This window comes from Carboxylicivirga sp. M1479 (genome assembly GCF_007097485.1).
Taxonomy (GTDB): domain Bacteria; phylum Bacteroidota; class Bacteroidia; order Bacteroidales; family Marinilabiliaceae; genus Carboxylicivirga.
Window position 1 is genome coordinate 55,807 of sequence record NZ_VKDE01000038.1, and the last position, 16,367, is coordinate 72,173.

8 protein-coding genes are annotated in these 16,367 nt (G+C 39.7%); 4 read left to right on the top strand and 4 right to left on the bottom strand.

Annotated features, from left to right (window positions below):
* Nucleotides 1–26: 26 nt before the first annotated feature.
* The gene (locus tag FNN09_RS18775; protein WP_143304027.1) at nt 27–791 is read left to right on the top strand and encodes a hypothetical protein; all 765 of its coding nucleotides are present in this window, start codon (nt 27–29) and stop codon (nt 789–791) included.
* Between the two features lie 78 nt (nt 792–869).
* Here FNN09_RS18775 and FNN09_RS18780 read toward each other — a convergent pair whose 3' ends face one another.
* Nucleotides 870–2,249: a DUF5723 family protein gene (locus FNN09_RS18780; RefSeq protein ID WP_143304028.1), complete on the bottom strand. Its 1,380-nt coding sequence runs from the start codon at nt 2,247–2,249 to the stop codon at nt 870–872.
* A gap of 24 nt (nt 2,250–2,273) precedes the next feature.
* Nucleotides 2,274–3,797 carry a hypothetical protein gene (locus tag FNN09_RS18785; RefSeq protein ID WP_143304029.1) on the bottom strand — a complete coding sequence of 508 codons (1,524 nt, stop codon included), beginning with the start codon at nt 3,795–3,797 and terminating at the stop codon, nt 2,274–2,276.
* 864 nt (nt 3,798–4,661) lie between these two features.
* On the opposite strand from FNN09_RS18785, the gene tnpA reads away from it, so the two are divergent.
* On the top strand, nt 4,662–5,108 hold the full coding sequence (gene tnpA / locus FNN09_RS18790) for an IS200/IS605 family transposase (protein ID WP_143304030.1): 447 nt from the start codon (nt 4,662–4,664) through the stop codon (nt 5,106–5,108).
* A gap of 1,044 nt (nt 5,109–6,152) precedes the next feature.
* On the opposite strand, the gene FNN09_RS18795 is transcribed toward tnpA, so the two are convergent.
* The gene (locus tag FNN09_RS18795; protein ID WP_143304031.1) at nt 6,153–8,822 is read right to left on the bottom strand and encodes a TonB-dependent receptor; all 2,670 of its coding nucleotides are present in this window, start codon (nt 8,820–8,822) and stop codon (nt 6,153–6,155) included.
* A 210-nt stretch (nt 8,823–9,032) separates the two neighbouring features.
* Here FNN09_RS18795 and FNN09_RS18800 point away from each other — a divergent pair, with 210 nt between their 5' ends.
* The gene (locus FNN09_RS18800; RefSeq protein ID WP_143304032.1) at nt 9,033–10,520 is read left to right on the top strand and encodes a sensor histidine kinase KdpD; all 1,488 of its coding nucleotides are present in this window, start codon (nt 9,033–9,035) and stop codon (nt 10,518–10,520) included.
* Between the two features lie 504 nt (nt 10,521–11,024).
* Nucleotides 11,025–11,717, top strand: a complete 693-nt coding sequence (locus tag FNN09_RS18805; protein ID WP_143304033.1) for a response regulator transcription factor — start codon at nt 11,025–11,027, stop codon at nt 11,715–11,717.
* Between the two features lie 1,847 nt (nt 11,718–13,564).
* On the opposite strand, the gene FNN09_RS18810 is transcribed toward FNN09_RS18805, so the two are convergent.
* Complete coding sequence (locus FNN09_RS18810) at nt 13,565–16,360, bottom strand: T9SS type A sorting domain-containing protein (RefSeq protein ID WP_143304034.1); 2,796 nt, start codon at nt 16,358–16,360, stop codon at nt 13,565–13,567.
* Nucleotides 16,361–16,367: the final 7 nt, after the last annotated feature.

Below are 16,367 nucleotides of genomic sequence, written 5' to 3' on the forward strand. Positions count from 1 at the left end.
TTTTCAAATACTAAATACCAGATACTATGCTAATAGGACTTATTACACTCATCATCATGCTTCTCTCTGGCCCTGAGCAAGTATTTATGATCAAAGGCTTACAAAAGGAAGTCAGGCAACACGTTGATGATAAAGAACGCAAAAAAGAAATTATCCAAATCATCAAAACAAGTCGGAAAACAATAGAAAAAGAAACTAAAAATAGTGAACGGAAAGCAAAAGACTTCTATAAAGATTTAAAAGATTATCCATGCGATTTTACAATGATAAAACAGCATTTGGATAATCACAATGCCAAAGAGAAAGAGCTTCAAAGTATGTTGATTGAAAATAGATTAAAACTACAGGAGCTTTTAACTACTGAGGAATGGCAGTTAATTATAGAACCAAGTATCCACCCTAAACCCAAGATGGTTCGTAAAAAGCTGAAAACTGATATAAAAATGCTTAGTACTGCTCAGAAGCATTTCAAAAATATTGAGAAGATTCTAAAAGAAGGAGATACCAACAAAGAGGACTTGGCAAATATTAACAAGCTCTTTCAAAAGTTCAAGGATAGTAACATTGCCATGTTACATAACATTGCCAACAATAATTTCAATTCTACAAAAATATTAAGAGATCAAACTTGCAGCCGTGCGGACATCAACGCTTTTTATAATGAACAAAGCAAACATCGCCAAGCTGTTAGGCAAAGTTTTATTGAATTGATTGAAGTAACTCAAAAAGCTGTTACCCAAAAACAATGGCAAAAAATACGTTACAATTTAAAAAAGATTATCATCATTTAATGGCAGCAAAAAACCACCTCTTTTTTGTCATAAAAAACAATTAATCAACTGAGAAAACAATTTCAATTAAGAAGAGCATTACAACTCTTCTTTCTTTTTGTCGAAAATTAGGTTAATACCTATACGTCCATTCACATACTGTGCATTTTCGGGGTCAAATAAAGACAGTAAATTATCAGTTACAGCATAAAACTGAAAGGCTCCTGCCCTAACAGAGATACCTGTTCCTAGATTGGAAGGTGCATTTTTCTTCATGGTATACGTAATCGCTGATGATATCACTTTACGATGAGAAAGTCCGACCGAAAAGGATGCTTCAGGTAAAAATAATTCATCGATTACATAATTTTTAGATAGAACACCAAAATTAAGCCATGGCTGGAATTGATAGAAAGCACTCACATTAAAATTCCCCATTAAACCAGTGGAATAGACTTCATTTGCATCCTCCACCTTAAAAGCTTCCTTAAAATCCGCCTCTAATTGTGCCCAGTAATCATCCTCACCACCTTCCTCACCAGTTATTTCATCAGACACATCTACACCTTCGAATAAAAATGTCCCCGACGTTGACAACTGGGTGGTTTCAGTGGTCCACGAGATAGATCCTACATCTATTACCGAAGCTCCCAGCAATAGCTTTTCTGTTGCCTGATACGTCACCCCAAAATCAAAAGCAAATCCTTTATTTTTGGTTGATAAAAAATCATCTGCTCCAAAAGAATCACTTAACTCAACACTGCTCACATATCCCTCATCATCGTATCCAATATCAAGTGGTAAGTTGGTACGCACAGCCATACTAGACTGCAAGGATACCAAACTATTTTCTTCCGTAATAAACTTGGCATCTACATACTCCGATTCTACATGAGCAACACCTAAAATAATTTTGGCACGGGCGCCAATCGTAAATTTTGAATTCAAAATGCGCGACCACCCGAAAGCGATTTCATTATAATCGACCCCATGCACGTACATATCCGATAAGTCGTGGTTAATGGGCGCATTACCCTCGTAATTCCAATTACCATTTCTCAAATCAAATAAGGCTTTCGGGTAATTAGCTCTAGCTTTTAAACGATGATTTATTTCAAAACTCAGAAATGTGTGCTCTCTTACCGAAAATCCAAGACCCAGTACCTGCAGGGTAGCTTCTGTGGCAAAAGTATTAAGATCTTGAAGTTGACCTGCTGCGTAATCCAAATCAATTACAGTTGAATCGCTAGTCGCATCCGGACGAATGATATCATTCCAAGAGAATCCAGAATTCTCTCCATTTATTTGCACGCCGCCCAGAGCAGGCATGGCAATGTACCAGCCATCAACAGGTCGAAAAGCTGGGTTCATGATATTATTCTGAGGTATTCCCTTAAGAAATATTTGTGTGTTATCCTGCGCAGAAACACTACCAACTATTAACAGAATTAAAATGTAAGCTATATAAATTCGATACATATTCTTTTCGTTTTAAGGTCAGTATTAGTCTAAATCAACAACACCCTTCATATCAATAGCGATATTAAGCGATTGATCGGTTGTTATCACCACATGCTGATTGGGCACATCGTAACTGCTACTTTTTATGTGCATGCGCATGAATAATTTCTCCGCAATTGATAAATAGTTAATTTGCTCTTGAGTAAGTATTATTTCCTGACTTTGCTTTTTTGCTTCGGTGGCAATACCGTCAGTATTAATTTCAGCCCCTTCTAAAAAAATGGCTTCGATCGTATCCAAGATTCGATCCTCATCCTCATCATAAATATCGACGAAAACATCAGTATCAAAGGGAAAGCTAGTTTCTCCAGAAATCACCATTGTAGCCGCTTGCAAGTCTTGCAGCACCTCATTCTCATCTACATCAAGCGTATCTATAGATATGTAACTATCAATCCTGAATTCAGCAGGTATTTCTACTAAATAACCCATTATAACACTGCTCTCATCGGTGAGTTCAACCTCATTATTTAAAGCAAAACCCGGATTAAGTGTTAACACGGCATCGTAATCAATGGTAGGAGGCAAATAGCTTAGAAAATCAGTTAGGTTCGAGTTAGTATTATCAATAACTAAAGTATCGCGCACATAAGCAACATCCTCGGGAGCAGGTGGCACTAAAATATCTGGAAAAACAAGCTCCATACTATCTAAAGGTGCTATCTCACCTTTGAAATAAGGGTCGATAATACCTTCAAACGGCGTATAATTAGTTACTATTAAATTAATGTTTGGTTCTGCAAACTCAATGCCATCAGGCACTTCATCCAATCCCTCATATTGCATTTCTATACTACCCGACTCAAAACGGGTAGTCGTTTCCTCCATGGTACCTTTAATGTAATCATAATCCAAGTTGCTAATAGAAAAAGTCAAGGCTCCTATTTCTAAGGTATAATCACGGGAAGCATCCATTAGGCGCACCGTAAAAATGGCTGGAACCTTCTGATCTACCAATTCAAAAAAGTCATCCTCATATCGTTCATTAAAAGGGTTATCATTGCTAATTTGAGTTTCAATAATCTTGCCTCCTTCGGATGCATTAACTGTAGGCAATTCTATTTTCAAATATAATGGAGCCACCATGTCCTCACCACTAATGGATAAATCGTAGCTCACCTCCATAGCACTTATGGTACCATTATTACTTGTGATCGGAATATATGCTTCGAAAGTAAATTCTGCTCCTCCATTAAGCATTGAGTAATCAATTGGGCTAGTTGACTCTCCTGCAGCAATATCAAATAAATCGTCCAATGTCAGTACCGATACAGAGTCAGCCTGTTGGTAAAGCATGATGCGCTCGAATCCATTAACATCAGTATAGTAGCTCACGTAGTCGGTTTCATCGCTGAAAAGTTCGCCCATTGTTACCTCCGTAAACATTAGGGGCATAGTAAAACCTGGGTTTATAGGGATTTCATCTTTTAGCGTATCGGTATTAAATAAATCACCCGAACAAGCACTAAAAAGCGGTAATAGTACAATGAGAATTTTCCATTTCATAGGACCAAATTTGAATGTTCTTATAAAACAGTTAGATGCTAAAATAGTTTAATGGAAGGTGGGCAATTCTGGTATTAATTTAGGAACAAGTGAAGCACTATAGTTTGGGAGAATTTAAACCTATAAACTAACGAATAGAGCATAAGTAATAAACAACATTCTTTGCTGAGTAGCTTATTCGTTTTCTATGTGGCACCATGGATACAAGTAGGTAACAGAAAGGTGCCAAGAAGGCATCAACCTCGCTAACAGCGAGGTTGTACCGAAGAAGGTACGGTGAAGCTACGAAGCAATACCAAAGCAGATACAATGGATTGACATACATTATCCGATAAACTAAAAAACCTAAACGTCCATAAAGCGATAAACATATATTCCTACAAACGTCAAACTCGCAAATCAGTTTCATCGCTAGGTATGTGTCGGGCTTTCAGCCCTAGTATTGATGTTGCATGGAGGCACACAGGTCGTTTCGCATAGCTCAACAACCTGTGCTAGTACGTTCATGCCTTTCAGGCAATTTTGGATAATTAACACCTTGCAATCCATAATATTGTATTATACATATTTAGCTCCAACGGAGCGATGTGTATTAAGATAGGTCAAAGGCCTATCGTAAATACATAGCAATAATATTTAGCTCTGTAGAAGCGGCACATCTAATCATTAAGGATTCTGTCACGTATTCATGTGTCGGGCCTTCAGCCCTAGTATTCACTTTGCATTGATTAGCACAGGCCGTTTCATTTCATTCAACGACCTGCGCTAATATGGGATTGCCTTTCAGGCAAAAGATTAGGAAACAACGGATGATAATTTATTTATAATTTCCTAACTTTCATCTTAAACAACTAAACCATAATTATGTCCCAATCTTTGTCTAAGGTTTATATTCACCTTGTATTCTCAACCAAACATATTAAACCATTGATACACGAAGATGTTCGTTCAGGCTTACAAGCTTACATTGTGGGTACTTTGTCCGAACTAAAATCTTATGTTGAAGCGGCATATGCTAATCCAGATCACATACATATCCTATGTACTCTGCCTCGTATTCTTAGTGTGGCTTCATTGGTATCAAAACTAAAGTCTTCTTCATCAACATGGATGAAAACGAAAGGTAGCCCAAACTTCTATTGGCAAGATGGCTATGGTGTTTTCTCCGTTAGCGCATCCAAATTAACTATTGTGAAAAGGTATATAGAGAATCAGAAAGTTCACCATCAAAAAACATATTTTAAAGATGAGCTAAGAGAATTTTTGAATCAGTACAATGTTGAATTTGACGAGGCCTATATTTGGGATTAATAACACAATATATTTATCATCATGTGTCGGGCTTTCAGCCCTGTGATTGATGTTGCATTGGTGCACACAGGCCGTTTCACATGGCTCAACAACCTGTGCTTATATGTGATTGCCCTTCAGGCAAAGAATTAAAAAACATCACATTTATAATCAAATAGACTTTATTTATTAAAGAAAGCTCCAACGGAGCGATACGTAACAAGGTAGGTCGAAGGCCTATCTTATGGGAGGGCAGTATCTACTAGCTCTGTAGGAGCGGCACATCTCAGTATAAAACAATACGTCACGTTTACTCATGTATCGGGCTTTCAGCCCTGGGATTGATGTTATATGCTAACACAGGCCGTTTCGCATGGCTCAACAACCTGTGCCTGTATATGATTTCCTTTCAGGCAAAAAGAGGAATACAACTATTTCAAATAAACAGCGCCGAAGGTGCGCAACATATCAGGATAGGTCGAAGGCCTATCTTTTAGACGAATTACCAATTAGCCCTGAAGGGGCGACACATTTCATCATAAAAAAATACGGCACATATATGTATGTGTCGGGCTTTCAGCCCTGGGATTGGTGTTGCATTGGTGCACACAGGCCGTTTCACATGGCTCAACAACCTGTGCTTGTATATGATTGCCTTTCAGGCAAAAAGAGGAATACAACTATTTCAAATAAACAGCGCCGAAGGTGCGCAACATATCAGGATAGGTCGAAGGCCTATCTTTTAGACGAATTACCAATTAGCCCTGAAGGGGCGACACATTTCATCATAAAAAAATACGGCACATATATGTATGTGTCGGGCTTTCAGCCCTGTGATTGGTGTTGCATTGACTCGCACAGGCCGTTTCGCATGGCTCAACAACCTGTGCTTGTATGTGATTGCCTTTCAGGCAAAGGAACGACAAACATCACCTTTATAACCCACTAGGCTTTATTTCTTACAAACAGCGCCGAAGGTGCGCAACATATCACGATAGGTCGGAGGCCTATCTTTTAGACGAATTACCAATTAGCCCTGAAGGGGCGACACGTACGATAGCCCAATTATATACGATATACAAAGCTGAACATGTAAAATTGATTAAGCGTTGGACTGTACGACTCTGAGATGGAGAACTCATCCACAGTTCTTCGTAACTCATCCTGGTTATTGGTCATGTCGTAGGCGGTAAAGATGATTTCGCCTTTGTTATTTTTAAATACCTTGGAGCTCAAGGCCAGATTTAGGTAAAATCGATTATTACTGACCAGACTACCTGATGCACCCGTGTAACTATGGCTGGTATTGGTTTTGAAGATAAACTTTTTGTAAAAATTATAATAGAGGTTAAGTCCACTGTTTTGAGTAAAATAGTTGGATTGTGAACTGGCTCCTCCGCGGTTATCCACCATGGAATAGTTGCTGGCAGTGCGAACGGTAAAATCAATCTTTTCGTTGATATTGGAACCTAAGGTAAAGCTCTGGCTCAGGTTCAGGCGCTTGGAATAATCCACCACCCCATTAATAAGGTTAGGCATGCGGCTATAGTTAACACCTGAGCGCATATTGAGTTTGGACTTAAGCTTATTCACGGGCAGGCCTGCTGTAAAATCAAGCCCCAGGCGGTAATTACCATCCAGGTTAACAGGCTGGCTAAACTGCCCACCAGCAGGTAAGAAATACTCACCCAGCACAAGGGTATCATTTTGAGCTACTACCCTGTTCTGGGCCACCATATCATTGGTGAGACTGGCAGTGAAATTCACTGAGGTAAACACCCCTTTTTGAGGGTTCGAACGGCGCATGGACACACGGGCCCGGTGCCTGCTCGATGATTTCAAGTTGGGATTACCCGTGGATATATTGAGTGGATTACTGACATCCACCACATCCTGCAGACTTCGTAAAGATGGGTTGCTGCTTGACATACCATAACTGGCCTGCCAATTGATTTTCTTACTCTGCTTAAACGAGTATTTCACCTGCGGTTCAATAAAGCGGAAGGTCTCCTTAAGTTGCTCCACTTCGGGAAACACCTCTTCGCTTTGAATCATATTTTGCGAAAGGGCTAATCCCATGTATAATTTTGTTTTTTCACCGCCTGTTTTAAAAGCTACACGAGCACGTTGTGAAGTACTTGTATTATTAAAATCACTGGAGGTTAAGCTATCCAGGCGACTATAGCTCTGGCTGTCTTCATCGTAATCGAAGCTCTGTTTCTGTGACTGTCCCTGGCGCTGACTGATGCTATAGCCCATGTTCAATTGACTGTACTCCCCTATGGCATGGTTATAGGTCAAACCGGCTTTGAAGGTACTACCATCATTGTTACTCTCCGACTGTCGGTTAATGGCCTGCACCGTCTCTCCTGCATTATTGATGGTCTCCGACCATTGTTGTCCATGTCCAGTACTTTGTGATACATTAACCCCAGCGTTGGCCGAGAGGGCACTGCCCTTATCATTTAGTCGGCGGATGACATTGACCTGTCCGCCAAAAGTATTGGATTCACCCAGATTACTATTGACACCCGTGTTTTTATTTAGCAACACATCGTCCTTATAAGTTTCTGACAAGTTGAGACTTTGGTTCTCATTGGTGTTCTGACCCAGATTAGCCGACACCGTCAACTGAAAAGCTTCACTGGCATGGTTGGTCCATTGCAAACCCGCATTATGTCCCTGAACACTTGAATTACTGCGTCGCTCGTTGCTGTTGTATTGGTCTGCCAAGGCTCCTGCTACGTACTCACGTGAATTACTACTGTAGTTTTCACTTTGATTATCGTTAAAATTATAACGCACGTTAAAATCCTGCTCTCCGGTATAACCATAATTAGCACCCAACTGTGTTTGTTCTCTCTCGTTTCCAGATATGGTTCCTCCTCCACCTCCACGATTTATCTTCACCGGTGCATTGACATTGTTATGGCGTCCATTGAGGTTAAAACGGTGGGTTTCGCTGTAACGGTTAAGCTTTCCCTCACCCACGTAACGGTCGTCTTTACCGTAGCCGGCAGCCACCTCACCCACCAACATGGAGTTCTTTTGATTTTTGGTGATGATGTTGATGGTTTGCCCACCATTCATGTCTTCAAAGCCCGAGTATTTGGCTTCGTCACTCTTGTACTGAAACACATCAATTTTTTTAATCATGTCGGGCGGTATGTTCTCCAGGGCCTCTTTCACATTATTGCCAAAAAAGCGTTTGCCATCCACCAATATCTCTTTAATGGTATCGCCCATGGCCATCATCTTGTCGCCATCGGCATAAAAACCGGGCATTTTCAGTAGTAAATCGCTGGTAGTGGCATCGAGGCTTACTTTATAGGCTTCGGGGTTGTATACGAGCGTATCGCCACGCTGAAAGGTCGGTGCTAGGTTACTTACCACCTGTATCTCATCAATCATCTCATGGTCTTCAATTAGGATAATGGTTGTCACCTGAAAGACAGAATCAGTGACGGTAATATTCTTTTTGAATGTTCTGAATCCCATAAATGATACCTGAAGCATGTGCTTGCCTTGTGGGACATTGAAGTTAAAAACACCATCGATTGATGTAATGGTACCTTGGGGTGGTAGCGAATCGTTTAATGCATCTAACAATACGGTTGCACCTGGCAAGGGTAAACGTTCTTTGGCATCGATGACCAAACCACTTACAACACTTGTTTGTGAGTAACTAGAGGTACTTGCTGCAATTGCGAAGAGTATGAAGAGTAATCGGTACATATACTTTTTTAAGATTTTTCAACCAGGTACTTTATATTTATTTAAATAGTAGCAAAAGGCTTGTAGTACAAAAGAACCATTTACCAAGCCATATGTGGGTTAATGCTTGCACAATCAAGGTTAATTAAGGTTAACAGAAATATATTCCTGCAGTATTTTTACTTTTCTTTACACTGTCGTTCAGTCTATTAAGACTAAGAAAACTATAGCATGCAAAAAAAGTATTTGAATAATAAAAGGTTGCGTTATATTTTTTTAATGGTCACCAGCCAGGTGGTGCTGACCCTTTTTGTTGGCTACTGGCTTAGCACACAGTACGACAATGAGAAACAAGTTTTTCAAAAAGACTTGATACAGATTTGGCGCTCCACCGTGAACGATTACAATAACAAACAGATGTTTATTAACCAAATAGGTCCCATACTATTAAACCCCGACACCTTACACCCCGAAAAAATAGACCTGAGTCACTTAGGCTTTCATCCTGACAAAAAACGAGCACTGGTAAGAGACATGGTGCAGCTTATAGATAAGTACCCCGAAGAGGTAAAGCATTACACCAATTACATAACACAAGAATACCCTTATCCTAAAACCGATGAAAACATTGACTTAATCATAAATAACACATTGAAGCTTCATCACCGCTATGGCATACGAACCAACTATTACTCATACCTAGATAGTAATAGTGACGAAATAAAAAAAGCTGATCTAAAACTGTTCCAGTCGATGTTTACGACGCGTGTTAAAATTAAAGACAGCAACATTAACATCGAACATCTGCCTAAAAACAAGGTATTAATGCCCAAGGAATCGACCATCTACCTTGATCGATACAACAAGGAGTTAAAACATCGGGAGATAGCGATTTTATTTACTAACTACTATATCTATCTACTAAGTGTTATTGCTCCTCAACTACTTTTTGCACTCATTCTCTTATGTCTCACTGGTTTTGCCTTATTTTTTACTTATCGTGGATACGTTAAACAAATGAAATTAAACACGCTTCGTTCTGATTTTATTAATAACATAACGCATGAGTTAAAAATTCCAGTTGCTACTGCTAAAGTTGCACTTGAGGCTCTAAAAAAGTTCGGTTTACAAGGCGATGCCGCCACTACTGAAGAATATCTAAACATGGTATCACGTGAAATGGAACGACTGGATCAGTTAACCGAACGAGTGCTCACCCATTCGGTATTCGAAAGCGGAAGCCAAGAAATTAAACTTGAAGAAACAGATATGAATACCTTTATTACAGAGGTGAACCAGTCACTTCAAATATTATACGCGGGTCAGAATGCCACTATAACATGTACCACACCCCCAGCACCAATAAAAAACTATGTGGATAAGGTTTACCTTGAAGGCATTATTAAAAACCTGGTGGATAATAGTTTGAAATACGGAGGCAAAGGTGTTAGCATTAACATTCAATTATTAGAAGATAAAGATGGCACCTTTATTACAGTGAGTGACAACGGGCCAGGCATTAAAAAAGAGTATACTGAAAAAATATTTGAGAAGTTTTTCAGGGTGCCTACAGGCAATAAACACAACATTAAAGGCCACGGTTTAGGATTAAGCTTTGCAGCCTTACTTATGAAACAACACAAAGGCTCCATCACAGTCAATAACCTAAAAGAAGGCGGGTGTCGGTTCATTCTGAAATTTCCAAAAGAGGTAAACTAATGTGAGTTCGATGTAAGAAATATTTATCTAAAGAACAAAAACTAGTCATTATCACATTTTAAAGCCAGATATCTTCATTCATTCCCCAACATCACCATAAGGGCTGTAGGTCCAGCACATTACAAATAACACAAACGTATGTATCATGTGTCAACCTTTCAGGATTTTGGCGCAAAATATATGTTATGATGAGGATGTCCAAAAATAAAATTTCACGCAAAGAACACTAAGAACCTCGCAAAGGTCGCAAAGTATAAATTGTTATTTTTTAAGACTTTGCGTTTTTTGCGATTTTCTTGCTTTGAGTACTTGGTGAGAAATATCAATGTTTTTGGACACCCTCATCCTGATACGTCACGACCTTTCAGGCCTGATTTATTGGAATCATAAGTAACTCATCCTACTCTTACATCGAACACGGGTTAAACTAAAACCCTTATCTTTGTATCAGAAAGCAATTAACACCATACACTCACTAGTCCTCGGTGACAATCTAAATTAACCATGAAAACAAAAGTACTATACGTAGAGGATGAACCCAGTTTGGGTAAGATTGTCAATGACACCTTGCGCCTGCAAGGGTTTGATGTTGTATGGGAAACTGACGGATCACAAGTGATGGGACATTTTAGTAATTTTACACCACACATTTGTGTGCTTGATATTATGCTGCCCAATACCGATGGTTATGAACTGTGTGAGCGTATAAAAGAGCAATATCCCCTTATGCCCATCATCTTTTTAAGCGCCAAAGTGGCGACAGAAGATCTTGTTAAAGGCTTTGAAGCTGGGGGAACCGATTACATGCGTAAACCTTTTAGCATTGAAGAACTCATTATTCGCATTAAGAATCAATTACTGCTAAAACAGCTAACAGCGCCCGACAGCGCTTCGCAACAGAAAAAAATAGCGATTGGCTTATACACCTATTTCCCTCAACGCTTTGAATTGCAAACACCAACAGCAAACATTAAACTATCAAATCGAGAGGGGGAGTTATTAAAAATGATGGCTGGAAAAGGCAGCCAGATCATTGAACGTAAAGAGTTATTATTAAAAATATGGGGCGATGACTCGTTCTTTAACTCACGTAACCTGGATGTGTACATTAAAAAACTCCGTAATTACTTTAGCGAAGATGATAATATTGAGATTCAGACTTTGAGAGGGAAAGGCTATCTGTTTTTAGTACGCTAGCAGAACGAGGTAAGCTCTTCAATAGTGATGCGTATCTTTTTTGATAAAACTTTAAAGTTTTGTGCTACTCTTCCATTTTATCAATCCTCTTATCTTTCTGGTTATGTGTCGGGCTTACAGCCCTGATTTATATACTGCTTATATCACAGGCCGTATTCATTTTATTCATCGGCCTGTGCTGTTATGTCAATGCCCTTCAGGCAATAGGTTTCAAGCGGCTTATAATTCTACCCCTGGGAAAACGTAGTTTCGCTAATACCATTAAAAACAAACACATATTGGCAAGTGCTGCAAGCGTTGGGGGTAATACACTAATTCCAGCAATATGTGTCGGGCCTACAGCCCTAATAATTGTGTGCTATTTTATATCACAGGCTGTATTTCACTGCGTTCAAGTGGCCTGTGCTACTACCTTAATGCCTTTCAGGCAATACGTGCAAGCCCTTTCAGGTAATATTTTACCACTGAGCTCACAGAGAACACAGCGGTAATTAATCATTATAACTAAACAACATGAACACTGGTGTATTAATACCAATTACCTATGCCACTACGTGTACCTACTGCATGCTGCTACGCCTATTTTTGGTTTAATACCGATTAGTTAATGACCTTAGCGTTAAACTTGCTTTGCGTTTAACACTGTCATTAATCGATCGGCATTATACCAAGTGCTAATTTCATAATCAAAATGGTATAACTTCGGTATCGCTATAATTTATGTGTCGGGCCTACAGCCCTAATAATTGTGTGCTATTTTATATCACAGCCCGTATTTCACTGCGTTCAAGTGGCCTGTGCTGTTATGTCAATGCCTTTCAGGCAATTCGTTTCAAGCGGCTTATCATTCTACCCCTGGGAAAAAGTAGTTACGCTAATACCATTAAAAACAAACACATGTTGGCAAGTGCTGCAAGCGATGGGGGTAATACGCTAATTCCAGCAATACGTGTCGGGCCTACAGCCCTAATAATTGTGTGCTATTTTATATCACAGGCCGTATTTCACTGCGTTCAAGTGGCCTGTGCTACTACCTTAATGCCTTTCAGGCAATACGTGCAAGCCCTTTCAGGTAATATTTTACCACTGAGGTCACAGAGAACACAGCGGTAATTAATCATTATAACTAAACAACATGAACACTGGTGTATTAATACCAATTACCTATGCCACTACGTGTACCTACTGCATGCTGCTACGCCTATTTTTGGTTTAACTTCGGTATCGCTATAATTTATGTGTCGGGCCTACAGCCCTAATGATTGTGTACTATTTTAAATCACAGGCCTTATTTCACTGCGTTCAAGTGGCCTGTGCTACTACCTTAATGCCTTTCAGGCAATATTTTTCAAGCCATTTCAGGTAATAATTTACCGCTGAGGACACAGAGAACACAGAGGTAATTAATTATTAACTCTGAGAAAAACTTCACTCAAGCATCTTACGCTATACCACGCATACTATTTGCGCTTATGCACGCATACTATTTGTCCTATACCACGCAAGCTTTTTGCGGGCTACTACGCCTATTGCTTGGGCAACACTACCCATACTGTTTGGGCTTACTTATCACTATTGCTCTAAATAAGTTTTAGATATTCATTTTGTTCGCTAGGCTTTACGGATAAACCACACGAAAGAACTCGTACGGCAGCATTAGATTCCCCCTCTCCCTGCGGGTTTCTCCCCAAGGGGAGAATTCAATCGTCGGAGAAATATTCCAAGTCAAATGAAAAGCGGCACCTCCTTTGAAGTACCGCTTGCTCACAACCTAACCAAACTTTAGTTTGAATAACGAACTATTTGCGTTTCCGGCAACAAACTAAAGCACTAACTCAAACCAAAACTTATCTTTTAATTACTTTACTTATCTGTACCATTTCAGCACCACTTAGGAACTGAACAACATACATACCTGCTGGTAAGTCAGAAGTAGAAACTGTAGCTTCTGTACCTCTTACTTCAACAGAACGCACTACAGCACCAGCTACGTTATAAATAACAGCACGGTCAATATCTTGTGTATTGCGGAATGTTAATGAAGTAGAGAATGGGTTTGGTGAAACAGTTACCAATGATTTAATAACATCGCTTACGGCAGTAGCTTCTGTGCGTATGTATGCTCTTACAGAACCAGAACCTGTTGCTATTTCATCATCAGATCTTTCACCAACTAACAAATAGTCCCCTTCTAAAGCAATACTATAACCGAAATTATTATAGGCCCCTGGTGTTGGTGTTACTAATTTTGAAGTTTCATTATTCGTTGCTGCCCATCCAAGAACAGGTTCTTCAAATATATATACTGTTCCAGACTGCAAATTACCATCAACAGCTTCAGCATAATCCCCAACAGCAATAATACCTGATGAAATTGCCAAAGCATACCTACCAAAGGCACCCGGTGTATTAGATGCAGAAGGTTTAAAAACAACATTTGAGATTACATCCCCAGTCCAGTCATCTCCTTGCTTTTCGAATAAATACACTGCATTTTTTGCATCCGCTATCAAGATTTTGTCGCCTTCCATCGCAAGACCATAACCTAAATAAGCACTAGCAACTGCTGAACCAGATTTTAACACAGCACTTTCTGTAGAAGCGGCAGTTGACCACGATGCATTAGAAGCTTTTGTAAATACAAAACCAGCCCCTGGATTACTTAAGCCACCGAAATCATAATTATGCGCTGCAGCAACGATCACATCATCTTCCATTCCTAAGGTAAAGGTACCTAAACCAGCGCTAGCAGTTGCGTCTGAGCTATAAAAAGTATTTACTAAACTTGCACCTTCACTCCAGATAGCTTGTGTTTTTTCATATACCACAATAGCTCCTTGACTTGTTAAGGTTTCACCTACATTGTAACCTGGAACTGAAGCTGCAATCGCATTGTTTGATACAGCTACTTTTGCGCCAAGCTGGTCATTTTTTACAGGGCTAGCCAAAGTTATCATAAGGCTTTCGGTAGCATCTGCCCATTCTCCTGATGGTTTTTCATAAACAAAAACAGCTCCTGCGCCAGTAATTGTACCATTCGTAAACGATGGAGCCCCAACAACAATTACGTCACCTTTAATGTCAACAGAATTGCCAAAACCGAAGTTACCAGCTACACTTGCGCTAGGAGTTAAGTCTGCTACTTTTGCCCACTCATCACCTGTTCTCTTTAAAACATAAACAGTCTCAGGTGCTCCAGGTGCACCTACGACAGCGTATACACCATCCATAGCAACAGCATAGCCAAAAAACTCACCTGTATTGCTAACTGTTTCTAAAGATATTGCATCCGCGGTTGGTGTTGAAGTCGTTACCCAACTTCCAACAGGCTTTGTGTATGAGAATACTTTTCCTATTATCTGTCCCCCTGGTTGATCAAGATTTAGAAGAGAAAATTCAGCGGCTCCTACTAAAATCGTAGTTCCATCATAGGCAACAGAAGCACCGTGTTTGGCAGCTGCATCTAAACCATCTACAGTAAGGGTAGCAACAGGTGCCTCGTGAGACGTCGTCCAAACGCCATCTGCAGGTCCCTCAAAAACATATGTTTTATTTAAAGAAGGTAATCCGACAACAACCTCGTTGCCTGATACATTGCATACCGCCCCAAATAATTCTTGAGCTAAAGGGGTTGGTGACAGCAAGGTAGCAGTCTGTAAGGTATATTTATCAGCAGCATTTACACTTGTTGGATCGCGGTATATTGCGTCAGTTCCATATACCAATACAGCACCAGCATTATCTACTGTGGGATCTTTTGTCGGGTCAATACCACCATCTTTTTTATAATGATCAGCAGTTGCATAAATAACACCATTTTCTATACTAACAGTTATGCCAAGATAATCATAGGTATCTGGAGTGTCACTACTTAAAATATGATTTGCGGCTGACATGGTGGTCCAACTTGCCCCTGAGCGTTTATAAACAAATACGGCACCACATCTGGTTACACCTTCTAAAGTTGTTCTCCATGAACCAACTGCAATGACATCGTCCTCTATGGCCACAGCACAGCCAAACTCACCTGCTACAGATGTAGCGTCTGTTAAACTTACTGGTGTTATATCTGATGTCCAATCAGAACCTGGTGTTTTTTCGTATACAAACGCACTACCATTACCATATTGCCATGCATGCTTTTCACCAACAACTAACACATCATCGGTTAATGCAAGAGAATATCCAAAGTATCCATTTGCAAAATTGTTTTGGTAAACAACTGTTGCATCAGTCATATTTTCCCATTCAGTACCAGTCATTTTATAAATAAAAACAGCACCTGCTTTAGCTTGCCCCCCCTGACCTACAGCTTGAGGATCACCAACTGCAATAATGTTGCCTTTAATTGCTAGTGCAGAACCAAACTCAGCAGAAGTACTCTCACTTGTTGAAAGCTCAGCAATGGTCGACCAAGCACCATTCTCAAATTTTAGTACATAAACCTGTTGTTTATCTGTGCTTATAACGGCGTAATTACCTTCTATGGCGACCGTTTCACCAAATTTGGTATTATCAGCAGGAACGCCTAAAGCCCATTCATTTGGAACTAATTTATTTCCTTGCGCCCAATTATACGTCTGAGCATTTACACCAGCAAAAGTTGCCAGTGCCATTAATAAAACTAGTAAATTTCTTTTCATCTTTTCA

What these genes read in the sequence shown, in the direction of transcription:
- FNN09_RS18775 (WP_143304027.1), top strand. Translation starts at nt 27, where the DNA reads ATGCTAATAGGACTTATTACACTCATCATCATGCTTCTCTCTGGCCCT.
- FNN09_RS18780 (WP_143304028.1), bottom strand. Translation starts at nt 2,249, where the DNA reads ATGTATCGAATTTATATAGCTTACATTTTAATTCTGTTAATAGTTGGT.
- FNN09_RS18785 (WP_143304029.1), bottom strand. Translation starts at nt 3,797, where the DNA reads ATGAAATGGAAAATTCTCATTGTACTATTACCGCTTTTTAGTGCTTGT.
- tnpA (WP_143304030.1), top strand. Translation starts at nt 4,662, where the DNA reads ATGTCCCAATCTTTGTCTAAGGTTTATATTCACCTTGTATTCTCAACC.
- FNN09_RS18795 (WP_143304031.1), bottom strand. Translation starts at nt 8,822, where the DNA reads ATGTACCGATTACTCTTCATACTCTTCGCAATTGCAGCAAGTACCTCT.
- FNN09_RS18800 (WP_143304032.1), top strand. Translation starts at nt 9,033, where the DNA reads ATGCAAAAAAAGTATTTGAATAATAAAAGGTTGCGTTATATTTTTTTA.
- FNN09_RS18805 (WP_143304033.1), top strand. Translation starts at nt 11,025, where the DNA reads ATGAAAACAAAAGTACTATACGTAGAGGATGAACCCAGTTTGGGTAAG.
- FNN09_RS18810 (WP_143304034.1), bottom strand. Translation starts at nt 16,360, where the DNA reads ATGAAAAGAAATTTACTAGTTTTATTAATGGCACTGGCAACTTTTGCT.